The 20,564-nt window shown below is 73.6% G+C and carries 18 protein-coding genes; 11 read left to right on the plus strand and 7 right to left on the minus strand.

The genetic code is table 11. The features are described from left to right. Positions 1–12: 12 nt before the first annotated feature. The 3 genes from KLI87_RS04240 to KLI87_RS04250 form a co-directional block, all read right to left on the minus strand. The gene (locus KLI87_RS04240; RefSeq protein ID WP_156220222.1) at positions 13–996 is read right to left on the minus strand and encodes a cation diffusion facilitator family transporter; all 984 of its coding nucleotides are present in this window, start codon (positions 994–996) and stop codon (positions 13–15) included. Between the two features lie 91 nt (positions 997–1,087). After that, on the minus strand, positions 1,088–2,104 hold the full coding sequence (locus tag KLI87_RS04245) for a hemolysin family protein (RefSeq protein ID WP_214615901.1): 1,017 nt from the start codon (positions 2,102–2,104) through the stop codon (positions 1,088–1,090). Continuing rightward, the gene (locus KLI87_RS04250; protein WP_156220221.1) at positions 2,092–3,495 is read right to left on the minus strand and encodes a hemolysin family protein; all 1,404 of its coding nucleotides are present in this window, start codon (positions 3,493–3,495) and stop codon (positions 2,092–2,094) included. The genes KLI87_RS04245 and KLI87_RS04250 overlap by 13 nt, the downstream gene beginning before the upstream one ends. 431 nt (positions 3,496–3,926) lie before the next feature. Here KLI87_RS04250 and KLI87_RS04255 point away from each other — a divergent pair, with 431 nt between their 5' ends. The 6 genes from KLI87_RS04255 (at position 3,927) to KLI87_RS04280 (ending at position 11,916) form a co-directional block, all read left to right on the plus strand. Beyond that, a complete protein-coding gene (locus tag KLI87_RS04255; protein WP_156220220.1) occupies positions 3,927–5,144 on the plus strand; it encodes a hypothetical protein in 1,218 nt (405 codons plus the stop codon). Next, positions 5,141–7,564 (plus strand): serine/threonine-protein kinase, encoded by a 2,424-nt coding sequence (locus KLI87_RS04260; protein WP_214615902.1) that lies wholly within the window; start codon positions 5,141–5,143, stop codon positions 7,562–7,564. Before KLI87_RS04255 ends, KLI87_RS04260 begins: the two co-directional genes overlap by 4 nt. 121 nt (positions 7,565–7,685) lie before the next feature. After that, entirely contained in the window at positions 7,686–9,023 is a 1,338-nt protein-coding gene (locus KLI87_RS04265; protein ID WP_214615903.1) for a VWA domain-containing protein, read from the plus strand. A gap of 4 nt (positions 9,024–9,027) precedes the next feature. Beyond that, on the plus strand, positions 9,028–9,606 hold the full coding sequence (locus KLI87_RS04270) for an FHA domain-containing protein (protein WP_156220217.1): 579 nt from the start codon (positions 9,028–9,030) through the stop codon (positions 9,604–9,606). Next, a complete protein-coding gene (locus KLI87_RS04275; protein WP_250903476.1) occupies positions 9,603–11,093 on the plus strand; it encodes a hypothetical protein in 1,491 nt (496 codons plus the stop codon). The genes KLI87_RS04270 and KLI87_RS04275 overlap by 4 nt, the downstream gene beginning before the upstream one ends. 13 nt (positions 11,094–11,106) lie before the next feature. Next, positions 11,107–11,916, plus strand: a complete 810-nt coding sequence (locus tag KLI87_RS04280) for a glutamate ABC transporter substrate-binding protein (protein ID WP_214615904.1) — start codon at positions 11,107–11,109, stop codon at positions 11,914–11,916. A 41-nt stretch (positions 11,917–11,957) separates the two neighbouring features. Here the strand turns inward: KLI87_RS04280 and KLI87_RS04285 are convergent, their stop codons facing one another. The 3 genes from KLI87_RS04285 to KLI87_RS04295 form a co-directional block, all read right to left on the minus strand. Continuing rightward, complete coding sequence (locus tag KLI87_RS04285) at positions 11,958–12,797, minus strand: SAM-dependent methyltransferase (RefSeq protein ID WP_242882490.1); 840 nt, start codon at positions 12,795–12,797, stop codon at positions 11,958–11,960. Positions 12,798–12,871: 74 nt separating this feature from the next. Further along, the gene (locus KLI87_RS04290; RefSeq protein ID WP_214615905.1) at positions 12,872–14,518 is read right to left on the minus strand and encodes an SAM-dependent methyltransferase; all 1,647 of its coding nucleotides are present in this window, start codon (positions 14,516–14,518) and stop codon (positions 12,872–12,874) included. A 187-nt stretch (positions 14,519–14,705) separates the two neighbouring features. Beyond that, positions 14,706–15,077, minus strand: a complete 372-nt coding sequence (locus tag KLI87_RS04295; protein WP_156220213.1) for an STAS domain-containing protein — start codon at positions 15,075–15,077, stop codon at positions 14,706–14,708. Between the two features lie 424 nt (positions 15,078–15,501). Here KLI87_RS04295 and KLI87_RS04300 point away from each other — a divergent pair, with 424 nt between their 5' ends. From KLI87_RS04300 to KLI87_RS04310, 3 genes are all read left to right on the plus strand, one after another. Further along, on the plus strand, positions 15,502–16,176 hold the full coding sequence (locus KLI87_RS04300) for a 1-acyl-sn-glycerol-3-phosphate acyltransferase (protein ID WP_214615906.1): 675 nt from the start codon (positions 15,502–15,504) through the stop codon (positions 16,174–16,176). A gap of 70 nt (positions 16,177–16,246) precedes the next feature. Continuing rightward, positions 16,247–16,969, plus strand: a complete 723-nt coding sequence (locus KLI87_RS04305) for a hypothetical protein (protein ID WP_156220212.1) — start codon at positions 16,247–16,249, stop codon at positions 16,967–16,969. A 227-nt stretch (positions 16,970–17,196) separates the two neighbouring features. Further along, positions 17,197–17,397, plus strand: coding sequence for a hypothetical protein (locus tag KLI87_RS04310; RefSeq protein WP_156220211.1), 201 nt, complete (start codon positions 17,197–17,199; stop codon positions 17,395–17,397). 7 nt (positions 17,398–17,404) lie between these two features. Here KLI87_RS04310 and KLI87_RS04315 read toward each other — a convergent pair whose 3' ends face one another. Further along, positions 17,405–18,157 (minus strand): DUF4386 domain-containing protein, encoded by a 753-nt coding sequence (locus KLI87_RS04315; RefSeq protein ID WP_214615907.1) that lies wholly within the window; start codon positions 18,155–18,157, stop codon positions 17,405–17,407. Between the two features lie 238 nt (positions 18,158–18,395). On the opposite strand from KLI87_RS04315, the gene KLI87_RS04320 reads away from it, so the two are divergent. Next, positions 18,396–19,739, plus strand: a complete 1,344-nt coding sequence (locus tag KLI87_RS04320) for a flotillin family protein (RefSeq protein ID WP_156220209.1) — start codon at positions 18,396–18,398, stop codon at positions 19,737–19,739. A 92-nt stretch (positions 19,740–19,831) separates the two neighbouring features. Next, positions 19,832–20,521 carry an NUDIX domain-containing protein gene (locus KLI87_RS04325; RefSeq protein ID WP_156220208.1) on the plus strand — a complete coding sequence of 230 codons (690 nt, stop codon included), beginning with the start codon at positions 19,832–19,834 and terminating at the stop codon, positions 20,519–20,521. The last annotated feature ends 43 nt before the right edge of the window (positions 20,522–20,564 follow it).

Below are 20,564 nucleotides of genomic sequence, written 5' to 3' on the forward strand. Positions count from 1 at the left end.
ACAGCTTATGGATCAGCGGTGTGCGGCGAGAACGGCATGATGATCTTCGCCGGGGCCCGGCCGCGGATCCGGATGGACGAGGGCGCCCGACAGCCGGGGCAGCGCGTGCAGGAGGCTGTGCTCGGCGTCCACGGCGACCCGGTGGGCCTGGACGATCGTCGAGAGCGGATCGACGATCACGTCGCATTCGGCGCGCAGGCGGTGCCCGATCCAGCGGAGCCGGACCGAGCCGACGCCGAGGACGCCGCGCGTCCCCGCCAGGGCCTCCTCGGCGCGGTCGACGAGGCCGGGATCGACGGCGTCCATCAGGCGGCGCCACACCTCGCGGGCCGTCTGCCACAGCACGGCGAGGATCGCGAGCGTGATCAGCAGGCCGACGGCGGGGTCGGCCCAGGGGAGGCCGAGCGCGAGGCCCCCGGCGCCGAGCAGGACGGCGAGGGAGGCGAAGCCGTCGGTGCGGGCGTGCAGGCCGTCGGCCACCAGCGCCGCCGAGCCGATCCGGCGGCCCACGCGGACGCGGTAGCGGGCGACGAGCTCGTTCCCCACGAACCCGGCCAGCCCGGCCGCCGCGACCGCCCCAAGGTTTTCCACAGGCTGTGGATGGGCGAACCTGTGGACGGCCGCGTATCCGGCCGCCACCGAGGACGCGGCGACCGCGAGCACGATCACGACACCCGCGAGGTCCTCGGCGCGGCCGTAGCCGTAGGTGTAGCGGCGCGTCGGCGGGCGCCCGCCCAGCACGAACGCGACGCCCAGCGGGACAGCGGTCAGCGCGTCCGCCGCGTTGTGCAGCGTGTCGCCGAGCAGCGCGACGGACCCGGAGAACGCGAACACCACCGCCTGGACGAGCGTCGTGGCGCCGAGCCCGGCCAGCGAGATCCACAGCGCCCGCATGCCATCGGCGCCGCCCTCCAGCGCGGAGCCGACCCTGTCCGCCGTCCCGTGGGAATGCGGCCGCAGAACGTGGCGCAGCCGCCCGTGCCGATGCTCGCTCATCCCCCCACGATGACCCAGAAGTCGCGTTGCAGCACCTCGACAACAGCGGTGTTCTCGCAGGTGCGGCACGGTGGCCGCTACAGATCGGTGGTCAGTGCGGGTTGGTGGCCAGCAGCTCCGCCAGGAGGTCGTCCAGCGTGACGATGCCCGCGAACTCGTTCCGCGCGTCGTTCACGACGGCGAGCGGCGCGCGCGTGCGGCGCATCCGGCTGACCGCGTCCAGCACGGTCGTCTCCGCCGTCAGGACGGGCGCCGGGTGCGCCAGGTCGGCCGCGCGGCGTTCGCCGTCGGGTTCGGTGATGGCGGCGCGGACGTGCACGATCCCGGTCATCGTGCCGTCGGCCTCGCGGACGAGCAGCCGGTTGTGGCCGCTGGCGGTCGCCGTGCGGCGGATCTGCGCGGCGGTCGCGTCCGCGCCGATCGTGGTCACCGACGTGGCGGGCACGACCAGCGGCCCGACCGTCGCGACCCGCGCGGAGATGGCGCGTCCGAGCAGCTCGTGGTCGTGCCTGCCGATGAGGCCGAGGCGGCGCGACTCGCCGAGCAGGTGGCTGAGGCGGGCCGGGTCGGTGTGGCTGTCCAGCTCGTCCCGGGGCGTGACGCCGATCAGCCGCAGCAGCGCGTTCGTCGTGGCGTTCAGCGCCGACAGGACGGGGCGGGAGACCTTCGCGAAGCCGCGGAACGGCAGCGCCAGCAGCAGCGCCGACCGCTCCGGGTGGGTGATCGCCCAGGACTTCGGCGCCATCTCCCCCACGACCATGTGCAGGAAGGTCACGACCGCGAGCGCGCAGGTCAGCGCGATCGCCTTCGAGCCCGCCTCGGGGACCCCGGCGGCGTGCAGCGGCGGTTCCAGGACGTGCTCGAACGCGGGCTCGGTGACGATCGCGAGGCCGAGCGAGCACATCGTGATCCCGAACTGCGCGCCCGCCAGCATCAGCGACAGCTCGCGGACGCCCGCGACGGCCGCCACGGCGGGACGGCTGCCCTTGGCCGCCGCGCGTTCGAGCTGCGGGCGGTTGGCCGCCACCAGCGCGAACTCGGCCGCGACGAAGAACCCGTTCCCGATCAGCAGCAGGACGGTGATCAGCAGCGAGGTCAGCGGGTCCACGACACCTCCTGCTCGACGTCGGTCTCTCCGGAATCCGCCTGTCCGGTCTCCGCCGGAACCGCCACCGGGCCGGGGTCGGCCGGACGCGGCGCCGAGCCGCGGATGCGGATCTTCTCCGCGACGCGGCGCGCCACGCTGACGACCTCCAGCTCGACCTGCCCGGCGCCGTCCAGCGCGACCGTGAGGCGGTCGCCGGGGCTCGGCAGCCGGCGCAGCTCGGCCATGACGAGGCCGCCGAGGGTGTCGTAGGCGTCGCCCTCGGGCAGGTCGAGGCCGGTCAGCCGGCCGACCTCGTCGATGCGCATGCCGGCGTCGACCAGCCAGGAGCCGTCGGGGCCCGAGGTCGGGGCGTCCTCGCGGGCGTCGGTCTCGTCGGAGATCTCGCCGACCAGCTCCTCGGCGACGTCCTCGAAGGTGAGGATGCCGGCGAGGCCGCCGTACTCGTCCACGACGCAGGCGAACTCCTCGTTCGCGTCGCGCATGTGCTCGATCACGCCGTACAGCGGCTGGCTGCCCGGGACGAGCAGCGCCGGACGGGCGATCCGCGCGAGCGGCGTCGCGGGGTCGAGCGCGTCGTCGGCGACCTCGCGGACGCCGGCGACGCCGATGACGTCGTCGACCTCCTGCCCGTAGACGGGGTAGACGCTGTGCCCGCTCTCGCGGATCAGGTCGACGAGGTCGGCGGCGGTGGCGGTGCCCGGCAGCGTGCTGACCTGCGGGCGCGGCACCATGACCTCGTCCGCGGTCAGGTCGCCGAACGACAGCGCGCGCTCCAGCAGGCCGGACAGGTCGGCGGGCAGGTGCCCGGAGCTGTGCGACTTGCCGATGATGTCGCCGAGCTCCTCCAGCGTCGCGCCGCTGTGCAGCTCGTCGACGGGCTCGACGCCGACGGCGCGCAGCAGGCGCTCGGCGGCGCGGTCGAACAGCCGGATCAGCGGGCCCGCGACCGCCAGGTAGAGGAGGGTCGAGGCGGCCAGCGCGCGCGCCAGCGTCTCGGCGCGCGCGAGCGCGAGGTTCTTGGGGAACAGCTCGCCCAGCAGCATCTGGATGAGCGTCGCCAGGACGAAGCCGGTGGCGAGGGCGATCGCGCCGGTCGCGCCGGTCGGGACGCCCGCCACCTCCAGCAGCGGCTCGATCAGCTCGGCGAGCGCGGGCTTGGCGATGAAGCCGACGACCAGGGTGGTCATCGTGATGCCGAGCTGCGCGCCCGACAGCATGAACGACAGCCGGCCGATCACCCGCAGCGCCCGGCGGGCGGCGGCGTCGCGCTCGGCGGCCTGCTGGAGCGCCGCGCGGTCGGCGGCGACGTAGGCGAACTCCTGTGCGACGAAGTATCCGGTGGCGGCGGTGAGGATGACCACCGCGAGCACCCCCAGGGCCGCGCTCACCATCGGGCACCGGGTCTATGACTGGGGTCCGACACCGCGGACTCACCACTCCTCTCGTAGACGACCTACCTGCGTAACGCCACCTTGCGATGCGAGGTTCCTGAAGCACAAGGGTATGGGCGCGACCGGACGGCGGCCGAGGACGCGCTGGACACCCGCCGAAAGCGGCGCCGACACACTCCGCTCACCGCCCTGTACGCAGCGGAACGGCCGGACGGCGAAAAGCCCGAAAACGGGGCGAAAGGGGAGGGTGGCGGCCGGAGATGGACGCTTGTTTCATAGAGTGTCACGGATCACACTTATGGGTGAGCGCAAGCCCGATCCTGGAAGCGGTTCCCGCTCCCGAGCCGCCAGGACCGGGGGAGCTCACGGGGACCGAGAGAGCCGACCGCGGGACTGACGTGGAAGAAAGCGGGGCAGGGGCCGCCGCGCCCATGAGCCGGGAGGGCGTCGACCATGCCCTGCGCGGACTGCACGAGGAGCGGGAGCGGATCGCCTCCTCCCTGCTCGACCTCGACGGCCACCACGGCATCCGGCTGCTCAAGGGCGCCCGGCTCACCGGCGAGACGTGGCGGCGCTGGCAGGCGGCGCAGGCCAGGCTCGCGGTGCTGTGGCGGATCTTCGACGCCTACCAGCGCGTCCTGGACGCGGCGTCGGAGCTGCGCGAGCGCGCCTCCCGCCTGGACGCGGCGACGCTGGTGGAGCTGACCGGGATGCTGTCGGGGCTGTCGGTGGAGATGCCGGACGGCGAGATCCCCCTGGAGGCGCGGACGCTGCTCGGCCCGAGCGAGCGCCGGGTGACCCTGGACGAGGCGGTGGCGCTGATGTCGGAGGCGTACGCGTTCGTCGCCGGTGAGGTCGCGGCGGCGGACGCGGCATGGTCGGCGCTGCTCGTCCCGCTGGAGGAGGCCGAGGAGGGCTGGCGCGAGACCGCCCGGCTGGCCCACTCGCTGGACGGCACCCGCCACCCCGAGCTGGACCGGCTGGGACGGGAGCTGACCGCGCTCGGCAGGCTCGTCCGCACCGACCCGCTGTCGCTCGTCAAGAACGGGAAGGCCGACACGACGCGGCTGGACCGCGTCCGCTCGACGCTGTCGTCGCTGCGCGGCGAGCTGTCGGGCGTGGCCCGGCTGCGCGACGGCTACGCCGAGCAGATGGAGCAGGTCACCGCGGCCATCGACGAGGTCGAGGCGCTGGAGCGGCGGGTCCTCGCCACCTACACGATCGTGCTGGAGAAGATCGAGTCGCCGATGCTGCCCGAGCCGGGGCTCGGCCTCGCCGCGGGGCTGCGCGACCGGTTCGGCGCGCTGGAGCGGCTCCGCGAGGCGGGCCGCTGGGTCGAGATGGCGGGCCGGGTCGCCGAGCTGGAGCGCGCGGCGGAGGACGCCAGGGAACGTGCCTGGAGCGATCTCCGGCTGGGCGCGGGGCTGCTCGACCGGCGCAACGAGCTGCGCGGGCGGCTGGAGGCCTACCGCGCGAAGGCCGCGCGCCTCGGGCTCGCCGAGGATGACAAGCTCACCCTGCTCTACGGGCAGGCCCGCGACCTGCTGTGGACGGCGCCGTGCGACCTGCGCGGATCGACGGTCGCGGTGGCGGAGTACCAGCGCGCGATCAGGGAGTGCGGGCCCGAGGAGACGGGGACCCCGCCATGATCCGATGCGCCCAGGACGGCTGCGCGGGCGGCGTCGAGGCCGACGGCTTCTGCGACGTCTGCGGGATGGCGCCGCTGCCCGAGCCGCCGCCGGCGAACCCGGCGGCGGTGGAGGCGACCGAGGCCGCGCGGGCGTCCGGGGCGTCCGGGTCGGCGCCGGTCGTGGTGCTCGCCGGACCCGAGGCCCCCGCCTCGGAGTCCTCCGGCCCGAGCGGCTCCACGGGCTCCACGGGCTCCACGGGCCCGACCGGCTCCGCGGGCTCCATGGGTTCCACGGGCCCGACCGGTTCCACGGGCTCGGCGGGCTCCGCCGGTTCCACCGGCTCGACGCGGCGCGGCATGCTCGGGGCCGGGCTGGTGGAGGTGCCGCCGGTCCCGGCCCGCGACCCCGCGTCCGCGATCATGCAGGATCCGCGGGTGCCGGAGAGCCGCCGCTTCTGCAGCCGCTGCGACGCGGCGGTCGGCCGCGGCCGGGACGGGCGCCCGGGACGCACCGAGGGCTTCTGCAAGAGCTGCGGGCACCCGTTCTCGTTCACGCCGAAGCTGCGCGCGGGCGAGATGATCGGCGGCCAGTACGAGGTGCTCGGCTGCCTCGCGCACGGCGGCCTCGGCTGGGTGTACCTGGCGCGCGACCACAACGTCAGCGAGCGCTGGGTCGTGCTGAAGGGCATGCTCGACACCGGCGACGCCGACTCGCTGGCCGCCGCGACCGCCGAGCGCGCGTTCCTGGCCGAGGTCGAGCACCCCAACATCGTCAAGATCTACAACTTCGTGAAGCACGCCGGGTCCGGCTACATCGTGATGGAGTACGTCGGCGGGCGGTCGCTGAAGGACATCCTGCTCTCGCGCCGCGACGCGGAGGGCGAGCAGGCGTCGCTGCCGCTCGGCCAGGTGATCGCCTACGGCCTTGAGGTGCTCAGCGCGCTCGGCTACCTGCACGGCGTCGGGCTGCTGTACTGCGACTTCAAGCCCGACAACGCGATCCAGTCCGAGGAGCAGCTCAAGCTGATCGACCTCGGCGGGGTGCGGCGCGCGTTCGACGTCGACAGCCCGATCTTCGGGACGCCCGGCTACCAGGCGCCCGAGATCGGCTCGCGCGGCCCGTCGATCACCTCCGACCTCTACACGGTCGGCCGTACGCTCGCCGTGCTCAGCATCCCGTTCGCGGGCTACACCCGGCGGCACCTGCGGAGCCTGCCGCCGCGCGAGGAGGTGCCGCTGTTCCAGCGGCACGAGTCCTACCACCGGCTGCTGCGGCGGGCGACGCACCCCGACCCCGCGCGCCGGTTCCAGAGCGCGGCGGAGATGGCGCAGCAGCTCACGGGCGTGCTGCGGGAGGTGCTGTCGGCCGAGGACGGGCGTCCCCGCCCGGCGCCCTCGGCGCTGTTCGGCCCCGAGCAGCACACCGCCGGGGCCGAGGTCGTCGCCAGCCCCGGCGAGGACCGCCGCGAGGACGCGGGCACACCGGCGGGGCTGCGTCCCGACGCGGGCTGCGCGTCGGTCCTCGTGCCGCTGGAGGCGCGGGCGGCGGCGGTGGCGCTGCCGGTCCCGCTGGTGTACGGCTCGGACCCGGCCGCCGCGTTCCTCGCGGGGCTCACCGCCCGCGACCCCGGCGACCTGGCCGCCGCGCTGGAGGCGGCGCCGGTCGCCTCCCGCGAGGTCAGGCTCGCGCTCGTCCGGGTCAGGATCGAGCTGGGCGGGCTCGCGGAGGCGGGCGCGCTGCTCGACGAGCTGGCCCGGGACGGCCCGGACGACTGGCGCGTCGACTGGTACCGCGGCGTCCGCGCCCTCGCCGACGGGCGCGCCGGCGACGCCTCCGCCGTCTTCGCCGACCTGTACGACCTGATGCCGGGCGAGCACGCACCCAAGCTCGCGCTCGCGTTCTGCCACGAGTGCCGCGGCGACACCGCCGAGGCCGGACGCTTCTACGAGACGGTCTGGCGCACCGACCCCACCCACGTGAGCGCCGCGTTCGGGCTCGCCCGCGTCAGGCTGGGCGTCCGCGACCGGGCCGGGGCCGAGCGCGTGCTGGACTCGATCCCCCGGGTCTCCAGCCACCACCTCGCCGCGCAGCTCGCGGCGGTCGCGGCGGCGGTGCGCGGGCGCCGCCCCCGCGACCTGGACGCGGCCTCGCTCATCGAGGCCGGCCGCCGGTTGCAGGCGCTCCGGCTCGACACCGAGCGGCGCGCGGCGTTCGCCGCCGAGGTGCTGGAGGCGGCGCTGGCGTGGGTGCGCGCCGACCGCGACCCGGCGCGTCCGGCGCGGGGGCAGACGATCCTCGGCGTGCCGATGCGGGAGGCGAGACTCCGGAGGAGGCTGGAGGAGAGCTACCGGGTGCTGGCCAAGCTCGCGGGCGGCCCCGAGCGGCGGCACGCGATGGTGAAGCGGGCCAACGCCGTCCGCCCGAGGACCCTGCTGTGAACCCCCGTGCTGTGAACCCCCGTGCTGTGAACCCCCGTGCTGTGAACCCCCGTGCTGTGAACCCCCGTGCTGTGAACCCCCGTGGTGTGAACCGCTGCCCGACCCGATCAGGGAGCCCGGCATGAGCGACCTTCCCGAGTTCACGATCCGCGTCGACCAGAACCCCTACCTGCCGGCGGGCGCCCGGGAGATGCACGCGATCGTCTCGGTGGAGGCCGCGAGCGCCGGCCCGCCGGTGCGGGCGCAGGCGCCGCGCCGCGGCCCGGGGGCCGAGATCATCATCGTCGACACCTCCGGGTCGATGTCCTACGGCGGCAAGCTGGTCGCGGCCAAGCGCGCCGCCCGCGCCGCCGTCAAGGCGCTGCGCGACGGCGTGCACTTCGCCGTGGTCGGCGGCGCGAACCAGCCGAGGATGATCTACCCGCAGGGCGAGCGGCTCGTCCGGGCGGGGGACCGGACGCGGCGCGGCGCGCTCGTCGCCATCGGGCGGCTGGACGCGGCGGGCGGCACCGCGATCGGCTCGTGGCTGCGGCTCGCCGGGAGGCTGTTCGAGGGGCACCGCGACGCCGTCCGGCACGCGATCCTGCTGACCGACGGCAAGAACCAGCACGAGAGCGCCGCCGAGCTGGACGCGGCGCTCCGGCACTGCGCGGACGCCTTCGTCTGCGACGCGCGCGGCGTCGGCACCGACTGGGACGTCGCCGAGCTGCGCAAGATCACCTCGGTGCTGCTCGGCGGGTTCCTCGACGTCCCCGACCCGGCCGACCTGGAGTCCGACTTCCTGTCGATGACGCGGGACGCGATGGGCAAGGAGGTCGCGGACGTGGCGCTGCGCGTGTGGACGCCGCAGCACGCGCGGCTGCGGTTCGTGAAGCAGATGGTGCCGCTCGTGGAGGACCTCACCGGCCGCCGGAGCGAGTCGGGCCGCCAGACGGGCGACTACCCGACCGGCGCGTGGGGCACCGAGGAACGCGAGTACCACCTGTGCGTCGAGGTGCCGCCGGGCGACGTCGGGCGGCAGATGCGCGCGGCCTGGGTGAAGATCGTCGTCCCGGCGGCGGGCGAGGAGCCCGAGCGGGAGCTGGCGCACGGCAGCGTCCTCGCCGAATGGACCGAGGACGAGGGCAAGTCCACCCGGATCAACGGGCGCGTCGCGCACCACACCGGGCAGTCCGAGCTGGCCGACGCGATCCGGGAGGGGCTGGAGGCGCGCCGCGAGGGCGACGAGGACACCGCGACGACCCGCCTCGGCCGCGCGGTCGTGCTGGCCCAGCGGGTCGGGAACGAGCAGATCGCCGGGCTGCTGGACCGGGTCGTGGACGTCGTCGATCCCGAGACCGGCACCGTCCGGCTGAAACGCGGGGTGTCCAAGGCCGACGAGATGTCGCTGGACACGCGCTCCGTGCGGACGGTGCGCACCCGCCACGGCGACCGGGAAGCGAACGAGGGCGGAGGCTGAGCCCATGTCGGACTGCCCGAACTGCGGCGCGCCACGCTCGGGCCGCTACTGCGAGATCGACGGCCACGACTTCGAGACCCCCGGCCGGGTGGGCGCGCCCACGTTCGAGATGCCCGCCGCCCCCCGGCACACCTGGCTCAGGCCGATGATCCCGCCGCCGCGTCCGGGCAGGGCCAGGCCGGGTCCCCTGACGGCCGTGATCAACGCCGACCGGGACTACCACACCTCGGTGATCGCGCTGGAGGGGCCCGACTCGGCGGGGCTGGTGTTCCCGCCGTACTGCCCGGAGCGGCGCGTCCGGCTGTCGGGCGGCGAGGTGCGGATCGGGCGGCGCGGCGGTTCGGAGATCGACCTCGGCGTGCTTCCGGAGGACCCGGGCGTCTCGCACCTGCACGCGGTCCTCCTCGGGCAGCCCGACGGCACGTGGGTGCTGGTCGATCCCGGGTCCACCAACGGGACGACCCTCAACGGCGGCTCCGAACCGATCCCGGTGAACGTGCCCGTCCCGGTGGGCGCGGGGGACCGGATCCACGTCGGCGCCTGGACGACGATCACGCTGGCGCCGCCCGGGGGCCCGTCATGACGACGACGCGGAGGCGGCCGGTCTCCCGCGCGCTGCCACCCGTCCCGCCGGCCGAGCCGGAGACCAGGGCGGTCACCTTCGCCCGCGGACGATGGCTGCGCACCATCCCCGGGCAGATCCGCGCCTACGCGGTGGTGGCGCTGCTCGCGGTCGCCGCGCTGCTGGGCGTGCTCACCATGGCGGTCGGGAACGCGCGCGACTCCGTCCAGACGATCGGGCACGACGCGGGCCCGCAGGTGGTCGCGACCAGCGCGCTCTACTTCTCGCTCAGCGACATGGACGCGCAGGTCGCCAACATCCTGCTGATCGGGCGCGAGCACCGGCTCGGCATCGGCTACGACGAGTCGCTGCGCCTGTACGAGCGGCGCCGCGGGGAGGCGGTCGCGGCGGCCGTGCAGGCCGCGCAGCTCGCGGGCCGCGACACCGACCTGCGGACGACCGTCCAGGAGGTCCTCCAGGGCCTCGGACGCTACGAACGGCTCGTCGGCGGGGCGATGCTGCTGGACCGGCAGGCCGACCACGCGCCCGGGGAGCTGCCGAAACAGGTCATCGACGCCTACCGGCAGGCCACCGACCTGATGCGGCTCGAACTGCTGCCGAAGGCCTACAACATCACGCTCGACAGCGGCGCGGCCGTCCGGCAGGCGTACGAGACGAAGCGCTCGGCGGTGCTGTCGGGACGGACGTGGGTCGCGGTCACCGGCGCTATCGCGCTCTTGGTCCTCATCGCCGGGCAGGTGTACCTCGCCCGCACGTTCCGCCGCCTGCTCAACCCGGCGCTGGTGCTGGCGACGGTCGTGACGCTCGCGCTCGTCCTGGTCGGCGCGGGCCTGCTGTCGGCGCTCGCCGGGCACATCAGGACGGCCAAGCAGGACGGCTTCGACTCCGTCCTGGCGCTGTCGCGGGCCCGCGCGATCAGCCACAGCGCGTTCGCCGACGAGAGCCGCTACCTGCTCGACCCCGGCCGCGCCGACACCTACGAGCAGACCTACCTCGACAAGTCGCTCGCCGTGATCTACCCCGACATGGGCGCCAGGCCGGTGAACCTGGAGAGCTTCTACGCGGCCGTGAACGGCGGCATCGCGGGCTACAGGCCGGGCGACCCCGACCCCTTCCTCGGCTTCTTCGGGGACGAGGCGCGGGCGAGCGCCCGGGGCGGCGCGAGCGTGAACTTCGCGGAGGTGCTCCGGGCGTACCGGGTCGTCCTCGACTACGACCGGCGGATGCGCGACCTCGCGGCCAAGGGCGACCGCGCCGGGGCCGTGGACCTGCGGATGGGGCGCACGTCCACGGTGATCCGCGACTTCGGCACCTACGACGCCTCGCTCAGCGCTCTGACCGCCGTGCACCAGCGCGCGTTCGACACCGAGATCGCCGACGCCGACGGCGGGCTGCGCGGCTGGACCGCGCTGCCGCCGCTCGCCGGCGCCCTCATCGCCGTGCTGGTCGTCGCGGGCGTCCGTCCCCGGCTGGCCGAGTTCCGCTGACAGGAGTGACCCCATGCGCGCCACCCGCCTCGCCGCCGCCGCGGCCGGAACGCTGCTCCTGGCCCCGGCGTGCGGCAGTTCGGGGCCTGGCTCCGTCGCCGACCGGAAGTCCCTGGTCATCGGCGTGAAGGCCGACCAGCCCGGGCTCGGACGGCGGGGCCCCGACGGCGTCTACACGGGGTTCGACGTCGATGTCGCCGTCTACGTCGCGGGCAGGCTCGGCGTGCCGAGGAGCCGGATCCGGTTCCGGACGACGAACTCCTCCGTCCGGGAGGCGGCGCTGGCGGCGGGCGACGTCGACCTGATCTTCGCGACGTACTCGATCACGGCCCGGCGCAAGAAGGCGGTCACGTTCGCCGGGCCGTACTACGTCGCGCACCAGGACACGCTCGTCCGGCCGGGCGCCGCCATCCGCGACGTCCGCGACCTGAAGGGCAAGCGGATCTGCGAGGTGACCGGGTCCAACTCGTGGCGGCGCGTCGTCGAGGAGCGCGAGATCGCCGCCACGCCCGTCACCGCGCCGACCTACGGCGCCTGCATGGACGACCTCGCCGCCGGACGCCTGGACGCCGTCTCCACCGACGACCTGATCCTCGCCGGCTTCGCCGCCGGCCGCGGCGGAAAGATCATCAACGCGCCGTTCACCGACGAGAAGTACGGCGTCGGCCTGCGCAAGGGCGACCTGGAGGGCTGCGAGGCCGTCAACCGCGCGCTCACCCGCATGTACCAGGACGGCACGGCCGGACGCCTGCTCGACAAGTGGTTCGGCGACTCGGGCCTCAAACTGACGACGAGCGTCCCCCAGTTCGAGGGCTGCACCTAGGAGGCCCTCCGCGGCCTCCGCCGCCGGGCGAGGGCCTGGGCCTAGTGGGAGAGGAGCCCGACGCCGCCGTAGCGGTGGACGGCCGGGACCCGCGACCCCGCCCCCGGCCGCCACCGCGAGCAGGTCACGATGCCCGGGGTCAGCGGCTCCGTCCCCCCGAAGAACGCCGAGATCTCCTCGGGTGTGCGGCTGACCACCCCCGGCGCGGTCGTGGTGTTCCAGTGCGCGACCGCCCGCTCCATCGCGGCCGGGCTCAGCACCCCGGTCAGGTGTCCCACGACGAGATGGCTTCCGGGCGCGAGCGCCGACAGCAGCCGCTTCACGATCCACTGCGCCTCCTCGCCGTCGCCGACGTGCTCCAGCACCCCGAGCAGGAGCAGCGCGACCGGGCGCCGGAGGTCCAGGGTCTCCGCCGCGCCCAGGAGGATCGCGTCGGGGTCGCGCAGGTCGGCGAGCAGGTGCGCGACGGCGCCCTCGGGGCGTCCCGTCATCAGCGCGCGGGCGTGCGCCATGACGACCGGGTCCTTGTCGGCGTACACGACCCGCGCGGAGGGCACCACGGCCTGCGCGACCTCGTGCGTGCCGTACCGGGCGGGCAGCCCCACGCCGATGTCGAGGAACTGGTCGACGCCGCTCTCCGCCAGATGGCGGACGGCCCTGCTCTGGAAACCCCGTTGGGCCCGTGCGGCCCGGCCGAGATGCGGAAGCATCTCCGTCAGTTCGATGGCGACCTCCGCGTCGGTGCTGTAGAAGTTCTTTCCGCCCAGCCAGTAGTCCCATACGCGCGCGCTGTGCGCCGGCCTGGATGTCGGCCCCCGTTGATCCCCCGCGTTGGGTCGTGGCTTCATCGCGCCCCGGAAGGAGCGAGTTAGACCAGACATGACTCGGACGATAGGCCGCCTCCGTCACACGGTCGGTCACACCGTCGGCGCCCGGGAACCGCGCACGCGCGCGGTCATCGAGCGGCGCGCGCACCCCCGCGCACTTCCGCCACGCCGCCGATGATGCGCATCTTGCGTTCCGTCCACGGCTGGTCGGGACGCCACCGGCCGACGTCGACCAGGCCCGGCTCGACCAGCGGCAGCCCGCAGAACAGCCGCTCGATCTGCGCGGGGCTGCGCAGGTACAGCGAGAAGACGCTGCCGGGGTCGCGGGCGTCCAGGTAGGGGCGCAGGCGCGGGTCGAGGCCGTCGTCGCTGATATGGGTGACCGCCATCAGGCTGCCCGGCGGCAGCGCCCCGGAGTAGCGGCCGAGCGCCTCGACGAGCGCGCCGGTGCCGAGGTCCTCGCCGGTGTCGCCGAGGTGCTGGAGCGTGTTCACGCACAGCAGGCCGACCGGCTCGCCGAAGTCCAGGTGCGAGCGGGCCTCGCGCAGCACCGCGTCGACGTCGCGCAGGTCGAGTTCGCGGAACACGATGCCTTCGCCGTCGGCCATCAGCGCGTTCGCGTAGGCGCCGACGTTGGGGTCGTTGTCGACCAGCAGGAGCCGCGCGTCCGGCGCGACCTGCCGCGCGATCCGGTGGACGTCGCGCCCCTCCGGGTCGGGCATGCCGGTGCCGAGGTCGAGGAACTGCCGGACGCCGCGCCCGCCGATGTAGCGGATCATCCGGACGACGCAGTCGCGCTTCTCCCCCGACAGCTTCCAGGTGTCGGTGCCGGTCTCCTTGATGATCCTGGCGATGAACGCGCGGTCGGCGGCGTAGTTGTCCTTGCCGCCGAGCGTGACGTCCACGACCCCCCGCGCGGTCGGGCGGGCCCGGAGGTCGGGAGGGCGCTCGTCCTCGCACTGCGGAGATTTCTGCCGGGGTCGCCACAGCAGCGCGGGGTCGTCGGCGCGGATGCGGTCCCGCATGCGCTCCAGCCGCGCGCCGGGCGAGGTCTCCAGCAGGCGTTCGAACGACTCGGCCGCGTGCCGGAAGGCGAGCAGGGCCTCGGCGCGGCGTCCCGTGCGGTGCAGGTCGAGCATGCGCAGCGCGTGCAGCCGCTCGTTCAGCGGGTCGAAGGCGAGGAACCCCGATATCTGCTCGGCGAGCCCCGGGCCGTGCCGTCCGAGGTCGAGCCGCGTCTCGACCAGCGCCTCGGTCACCTGGACGCGGCGGGTCAGCAGCGGCGCGAGGTAGGCGTCCATCGCCGCGGTCGGCGGGAAGTCCGGCAGCGGCGCCTCGCCCGGACGGTTCCGCCACAGCGCGAGCGCCTCCTCGTACAGGCTCGCGGCCCGCTCCAGGTTCCCCCGGCGCCGCTCCTTGTCGGCGAGCGTCGCGGCGTTCCCGAACTCCTCCACGTCGAACTCGTCCCCGGGGCCGCGGACGAGCCGGTACCGCTGCACGCCCGCGTGGTCGACCTCGGTGGCGAGGCTCTCCTCGCCGCGCGGGAGCAGCCGCCGCGCCCGGTACACGAGCGTTCGCGGGGCGGACGTGCTCTCCGGCGGGTCGTCGTCCCACAGCAGCGAGCGGAGCTGCTCGGCCGACAGCGCCCAGTCGCGTAACGCGAGCACGCTCAGCAGGTGTCTGACGCCGCGCTTGCGCACCCGCCCCTCGCCGAAGCCGAGTGGCCGCCCTTCGGCGTCGGTGACCGTCAGCTCACCCAGGACAGAGAATCTCACGGGGCGTCTCCCTCCAGGCCAGTCGATGCTCGCATGACAAGCTGTCGATTTGCCTGACATTTTGCCGTGGGAAAAGCCGCCGTTTCCACTTATTACATGATTTGCCAGCTTGGCCGCGCGTTTTCCGTATCGCGGGATGGCGGAACCGGCCTTTCGCGACGGCCAATTGCCGGACGGAAGGCGGAGGTCAGGTGCTGCCGGTGCGGTGGTCCTCCGGTGCGGCGGTCAGCGACCCGAGCGCCTCGCCGAGCGTCTCGTGGATCGGGATGAACTTGTCCACCCCGGTGATCTGGAAGACCCGCTGGACGCGCGGGGGCAGTGCGACGAGTGCGACCCGTGTGCCGCGTTCGAGGGCGCGCCGGTTGGCGGCCACGATGGCGTTCAGCCCGGTGGAGTCGCAGAACGTGACCTGCCGCATGTCGACGACGAGGGGGTCGCCCACGTCCACGACCTCGAACAACGCCTGCTCGAAGCGCGGACGGGACACCACGTCGATGTCGCCCCGCACCCGGGCGAGGGTGCAGCGCTCGTCGCGCATCAGATGGATGTCGAAGTCCATTTGGACACCTCATGCCCCGACTTGGGAGGGCCCAGAGCCCGTCCCAGGTGCCTCCTCAGGATCGCGCACCCGTGCCCGCATTTGAAGAACGTGCAGGCAAAGGACCAGGTCGCCTGGCCCGGCCCCGGGCCCCCGCCCCGGCGGCGGGACGCCGCGTCCCGCCGCCGGGCGGCCGCGGAAACGGCGCAATAACCTACTGTAGAGAAACTTACTTATCGGTAAGAATGGTGGCCGCCCGAAGCCCCCGGCCAATGGCGCCGACCCGCGTTCCCCGGTACGGACCCGCCCAGTATAGGCTTGCCGGTGCGCACGTGACCTGCGGCAGGCCCATTGTTGACCGGCACCCCCGCGGGAAAAGCAGGCGGTGACCCGGGCCCGGATCGGCGCAGAGGTTACAGTGGCGGTGCCGAATTCGGGAGGCTTGGTGTTCTACACGTTCATGACGCGCGTGGTGCGTCCGATCCTCTGGCTGCTTTTCCGCCCCCGGGTGGAGGGCGGCGAGAACGTGCCGAGCTACGGCCCGCTCATCGTGGCCAGCAACCACCTGTCGTTCATCGACAGCTTCATCATCCCGCTGGCGGTCCCGCGTCCGGTGACCTACATCGCCAAGGCCGACTACTTCGAGGGCGGCGGGCTGAAGAAGGGCTTCGTCCGCTGGTTCCTCACCAACCTCGGGCACGTCCCGGTCCGGCGCGGCGCCCGGCGCGCCGCGATGGGCGCCCTGGAGCAGGCCGCCGAGATCCTCGACAACAGCGGCGCGTTCGCGATCTACCCCGAGGGCACCCGCTCCCCGGACGGGCGCCTCTACCGCGCCCGCACCGGCGTCGGCTGGCTGGTCCTCACCTCCGGCGCCCGCGTCCTGCCGGTCGCGCTGGAGGGCACCGAGAAGATCCAGCCGCTCGGCGCCTCGCTGCCGCGCGTGTTCGGGCCCCGGCCGACCGTCCGCATCGGCCCCCCGATGGACTTCTCCCACTACGACGACCTGCCGCCCGCCAAGGCCCGCCGCGCCATCGCCGACGAGATCGTCGAGACGATCCAGAAGATGTCGGGCCAGGAGTACGCCGGGGTCTACAACGAGCGGGCCGACCAGAAGGGCTGATCCCACCGGAACGGGCGCCAGGGCGTGTCGCCGGAGGATCTCGCGCGATTCGGGCCGTAGTGTCGCCCGCATGGCCCACAGGCTCCTCCCGTTCATGCTCCCGGTCACCCTGGTCGCGACGCTGGCGGCGGTGTCCGCCTGCGGAGGCGGCGGGGAGGAGCGCGCGCAACCCGTCCGCGCCGGAAAGGCCGTCCTCACCGGCGGGTACACCGCCGCGCAGCTCGAACAGGCGCTGCTGGTCGAGACCCCCGGCTACCGCCGCAACGGCGAGCCCGACTCCGGGGAGTACGGAACGATCAAGGCGTTCCAGGACCTCGAACAGCTCCGCAAGCAGCTCACGGTCGACAAGCCGCGCTGCCAGAACGGCGGGACGGGCGCCGTGGGAGGCCCGGTCGGCAACGTCGAGGCCGACACCCCCGCCGCGCTGGCCGCCTTCACCGCCCCCAACGGCCAACTGGTCACCGAGACGCTGATGGGCGTCCCGGACGCCGACGCCGAGAAGCAGGTGAACGCGCGCGTCCCCCCGGGCTGCCTGACCTTCCACACCAGGATGGGCCGGCAGTGGTCGGAGCACCGGGTGACCGAGACCGTGCGCGGCGACATCGGCGGCGGCTCGCGGGCGGTCGGGGTGACCACCGTGACCGGCCGCGACCGCGCCTACACCTGGTACGTGGTGTTCAAGGACCAGCGCTACCTGGGCACGGTCAGCGTGTTCGGCCCCCGCGCCACCCGCCAGGAGGCCGAACGCCTGGCCAGGGAGTCCCTGACCCAGGCCCGCCGGATCCTCGGCTAGCAAGGCCCCCCGGTCCCGGCGCCGGGGCTGTGATCGACAACCTGAGCCAGTAATCTGAACCGGCGGACACCCGCCGCGCGACCGCTTCCGAAGGCAGGTTCGAGCTTGCGACAACCTGTTCGCGGAGCGAACCGCCGGGCGGGTTCGAAGCGGTGCCGGCGAGCGCCGCGGTGCCCGCCGAGGGAAGGCGCTCCGCGCCTGACGCCGAGGACAACGCGAGGGGGCACATGATCGGGCGGGAGGGGCGGGTCACCGGGAGGATCGGGGCCGGCCTGGTCGGGGAGGTCATGATCCCGATTCGCGGGGGCGTCGAGGCGTTCTACGCGCATCCCGTCGATCCGCGCGAGGAGTTCGGCGTCGGCACGATCGTCGTCGTGGTCGAGTACCACCCGCCGAGGACCGTCTACGTGGCGCAGGCGCTCGCCTAGACGGCGGTCAGGCCGTACCCGGCTCCCGCGGGGCCTCCGCGGCCGTTCCCGCGATGATCGGAGCGGGGCGGAAACCCTTGGTGAGGAGCCAGATGCCCAGCGACGCCTCCCAGATGATCTCCGGCACCGTGAACAGGACGTTCAGCGGGGACGTCTGCTCGTAGGCGCCGAACAGCACGGCGGTCGCCGTGGCGAAGGCGATGGGGCCCCCGATGAGCCCGATGAGCGCCATCGGGCGCGGCACCAGGCCCGACCGGTACATCAGGTAGCCCAGCAGCAGCCCGTTGCCGAAGCCCGCGCAGAAGGCGGGGCCGAGCAGGAACGTCTGGTCCTTGACCGCCGTCAGCGCCCGGCCCACCAGCACGGCGTCGGCGCCGCCCTCGCCCGCCAGGTCGTGCCGCAGGGCGACGACGGCGAGCACACAGGCGACCCCCGCGACGATGAAGGTCGAGTCGAGGATGCGCGCGCCGAAGTAGCCGAGCGCGATGCTCTCGCTCTGCCGCTTCAGGACGGGGAACAGCACGACCGCGGTCGCGATGTTCGACACGGCGGTGAGGATCTCCAGGAGGGCGCCCAGCCGCACCTGCGTGTCCGCGCCCGATCCCAGGATGTAGTCCGCGTCGTTGAGGACCGGGTCGTACAGCACCACCGCCGGGATCGAGAAGGCGAAGGTGAGGACGAACCAGACACCGGCGATCCTGGCGGTCCGCTGGACGGCGGCCGCCGGGGCGTCCGGAGTCGGAGATCCGATCGTGTTCACGTGACTCCCCAGGCGTGGATCAGCCCCCCGGCCCTTGCCGCGTGCATCAGAGAACCACGGCGGCCGGTCGCTGTCTCCACCTGCCGCTGGCCGGTTTCAGCCGTCCGGGGAGAGGGGGCGGATGGGTAAATTTACGAAGTTTCCCCTGGACGCGAACCGTTCGATCATTTTCCGCGTCTAGGAGGAAACGCGTACGGACTCGTTCGAAGAGGCCCGTCGCCCGAGGGGAGGAAGCCGAATGCCCGTGATCGTCGCGGCGGTAGCCGTGGTCGTCGCCATCATCGTGCTGATCGTGTTGTTCAAGATGGTCTGGCGGGTCGCCGAGCCCAACGAGGCACTGATCATCTCCGGGCTGGGCGCCAAGTCCAAGCCGATCGACGGCCTGGACAGCCTCGGGTTCAAGATCGTCACGGGCAAGGGCACCTCGGTGCTGCCCGGCTTCCAGGTCGCCCGCCGGCTGCGGCTCGACAGCCGCGCCGCCAACCTTGAGGTCAAGTGCGTCACCCAGCAGGGCATCCCGGTGAAGGTGCGCGGCGTCGCCATCTACAAGGTCGGCGACGACTTCGTGTCGATCGCCAACGCCGCCCGGCGCTTCCTTGAGCAGCAGGGGTCGATGGACGCCGCGATCCACGAGCTGTTCACCGGCCACCTCCGCTCGATCATCGGCAACCTCACCGTCGAGGACCTCATCCTCAACCGCGAGCGGCTCACCAGCGAGACGCGCAGCTCCGCCGCCGACGAGATGAGCAAGCTCGGCCTCGTCGTCGACTCGCTCCAGATCCAGGAGATCGACGACGAGACCGACTACATCACCAACCTCGGCCGCCCGCACGCCGCCCGCATCGCCTCCGCCGCCCGCATCGCCGAGGCCGAGCGCGACCAGGAGGCCACCCAGCGCGAGCAGGAGGCCCTGCGCGAGAACGCCGCGGTGATCCGCGACACCGAGATCAAGAAGGCGGAGTATGAGGGGCAGGTCAACCAGGCCGCCCAGCAGGCCCGCCAGGAGGTCATCCTCAAGGAGACCCGCAACGCCGAGCTGGAGGCCGAGCGCACCGAGAAGCGGCTGGAGAGCGAGGTCCGCAAGCCCGCCGACGCCCGCGCCTACGAGCAGGTCAAGCTGGCCGAGGCCGACCGCGAGCAGCGCATCGCCCAGGCCCAGGCCGCCGCCACCGAGATCCAGCTCAAGGCGCAGCGCGAGGCCGAGGCCACCCGCATCCTCGGTGAGGCGCAGGCCGACGCCACCCGCCAGAAGGGCCTCGCGGAGGCCGAGGCGATCAAGGCCCGCGCCGACGCGCTCGCCCGCAACACCGACGCGGTCATCGCGCAGCAGCTCGCCGAGCAGTGGCCCCAGATCGTCGAGGCGGGGGCCAAGGTTTTCGGCAACGTCGACAACATGGTCGTGCTCAACGGCGCCGAGGGCATCGAGGACATGCTCGCCAAGGCCCTCACGCTGGGCGGCACCGGCCTCGGCGTCGCGCGCCAGCTCCTCGCCGGCATGAGCGGCCCCACCGGCCAGAACGGCGCCGCCCCGGCGAACGCCCAGATCCCCACCGTGCCCGTCGAGGTCCCCAAGGAGAACTGACCTCCCTCAGCCGTCCACCCAGGCCCCGCCGCCCCGGCGGGGCCTGAGCCATTGGGAGCCGAGGCGCACAAGGGTCGCCATAGACTTCCCCCATGTCCGTCCCGCGGCTCGCCGTCACCGTCGACCTTGTCGTCCTCACCGTGCGGGAGCAGCGCCTCTGCGCCCTGATGTGGCGGCGCGACCGGGCGCCCTACGACGGGACGTGGTCGCTGCCCGGCGGCTTCATCCAGCTGGACGAGGACCTCCCGGTCGCGGCGTCGCGGCTGATGGCCGAGCGGGCGGGGCTGGCCGACGTCCGCATCCACCTGGAGCAGCTCGCCACCTACGGATACCCCGACCGCGACCCGAGGCAGCGGGTCGTCAGCGTGGCCTATCTGGGGCTGGCGCCCGACCTGCCCGCCTCCAGCCGCGCGCAGGTGCTGTGGACGTCGGTCGACGAGCTGACCACCCGCGACCGGGCGGCCTTCGACCACCGGCGGATCCTGTGCGACGGGGTGGAGCGGGCGCGGGCGAAGCTGGAGTACACCTCGCTCGCGGCGGCGTTCTGCCCGCCGGAGTTCACGGTCGCGGAGCTGCGGCGCGTGTACGAGATCGTCTGGGGCACCGTCCTGGACCCCCGGAACTTCCACCGGAAGGTCACCGGCGCCGACGGGTTCCTGGTGCCGACCGACCGGACGACGACCCGCGACGGCGGGCGCCCGGCGCGCCTGTACGGACGCGGCGCCGCCGAGCAGCTCCGGCCGCCGATGCTCCGCCCCCCGCCCGAGCGAAGGGCCCTTTGACCTGGGGGGACGTTTCGAGCACGGTGCGGCCGTTGCTAGGTTC

Source organism: Actinomadura sp. NEAU-AAG7 (genome assembly GCF_018603865.1).
In the GTDB taxonomy this organism is placed as follows: domain Bacteria; phylum Actinomycetota; class Actinomycetes; order Streptosporangiales; family Streptosporangiaceae; genus Spirillospora; species Spirillospora litoris.

What these genes read in the sequence shown, in the direction of transcription:
- KLI87_RS04260 (WP_214615902.1), top strand. Translation starts at nt 5,141, where the DNA reads ATGATCCGATGCGCCCAGGACGGCTGCGCGGGCGGCGTCGAGGCCGAC.
- KLI87_RS04320 (WP_156220209.1), top strand. Translation starts at nt 18,396, where the DNA reads ATGCCCGTGATCGTCGCGGCGGTAGCCGTGGTCGTCGCCATCATCGTG.
- KLI87_RS04310 (WP_156220211.1), top strand. Translation starts at nt 17,197, where the DNA reads ATGATCGGGCGGGAGGGGCGGGTCACCGGGAGGATCGGGGCCGGCCTG.
- KLI87_RS04250 (WP_156220221.1), bottom strand. Translation starts at nt 3,495, where the DNA reads ATGGTGAGCGCGGCCCTGGGGGTGCTCGCGGTGGTCATCCTCACCGCC.
- KLI87_RS04280 (WP_214615904.1), top strand. Translation starts at nt 11,107, where the DNA reads ATGCGCGCCACCCGCCTCGCCGCCGCCGCGGCCGGAACGCTGCTCCTG.
- KLI87_RS04240 (WP_156220222.1), bottom strand. Translation starts at nt 996, where the DNA reads ATGAGCGAGCATCGGCACGGGCGGCTGCGCCACGTTCTGCGGCCGCAT.
- KLI87_RS04275 (WP_250903476.1), top strand. Translation starts at nt 9,603, where the DNA reads ATGACGACGACGCGGAGGCGGCCGGTCTCCCGCGCGCTGCCACCCGTC.
- KLI87_RS04265 (WP_214615903.1), top strand. Translation starts at nt 7,686, where the DNA reads ATGAGCGACCTTCCCGAGTTCACGATCCGCGTCGACCAGAACCCCTAC.
- KLI87_RS04325 (WP_156220208.1), top strand. Translation starts at nt 19,832, where the DNA reads ATGTCCGTCCCGCGGCTCGCCGTCACCGTCGACCTTGTCGTCCTCACC.
- KLI87_RS04305 (WP_156220212.1), top strand. Translation starts at nt 16,247, where the DNA reads ATGGCCCACAGGCTCCTCCCGTTCATGCTCCCGGTCACCCTGGTCGCG.
- KLI87_RS04285 (WP_242882490.1), bottom strand. Translation starts at nt 12,797, where the DNA reads ATGTCTGGTCTAACTCGCTCCTTCCGGGGCGCGATGAAGCCACGACCC.
- KLI87_RS04255 (WP_156220220.1), top strand. Translation starts at nt 3,927, where the DNA reads ATGAGCCGGGAGGGCGTCGACCATGCCCTGCGCGGACTGCACGAGGAG.
- KLI87_RS04270 (WP_156220217.1), top strand. Translation starts at nt 9,028, where the DNA reads ATGTCGGACTGCCCGAACTGCGGCGCGCCACGCTCGGGCCGCTACTGC.
- KLI87_RS04295 (WP_156220213.1), bottom strand. Translation starts at nt 15,077, where the DNA reads ATGGACTTCGACATCCATCTGATGCGCGACGAGCGCTGCACCCTCGCC.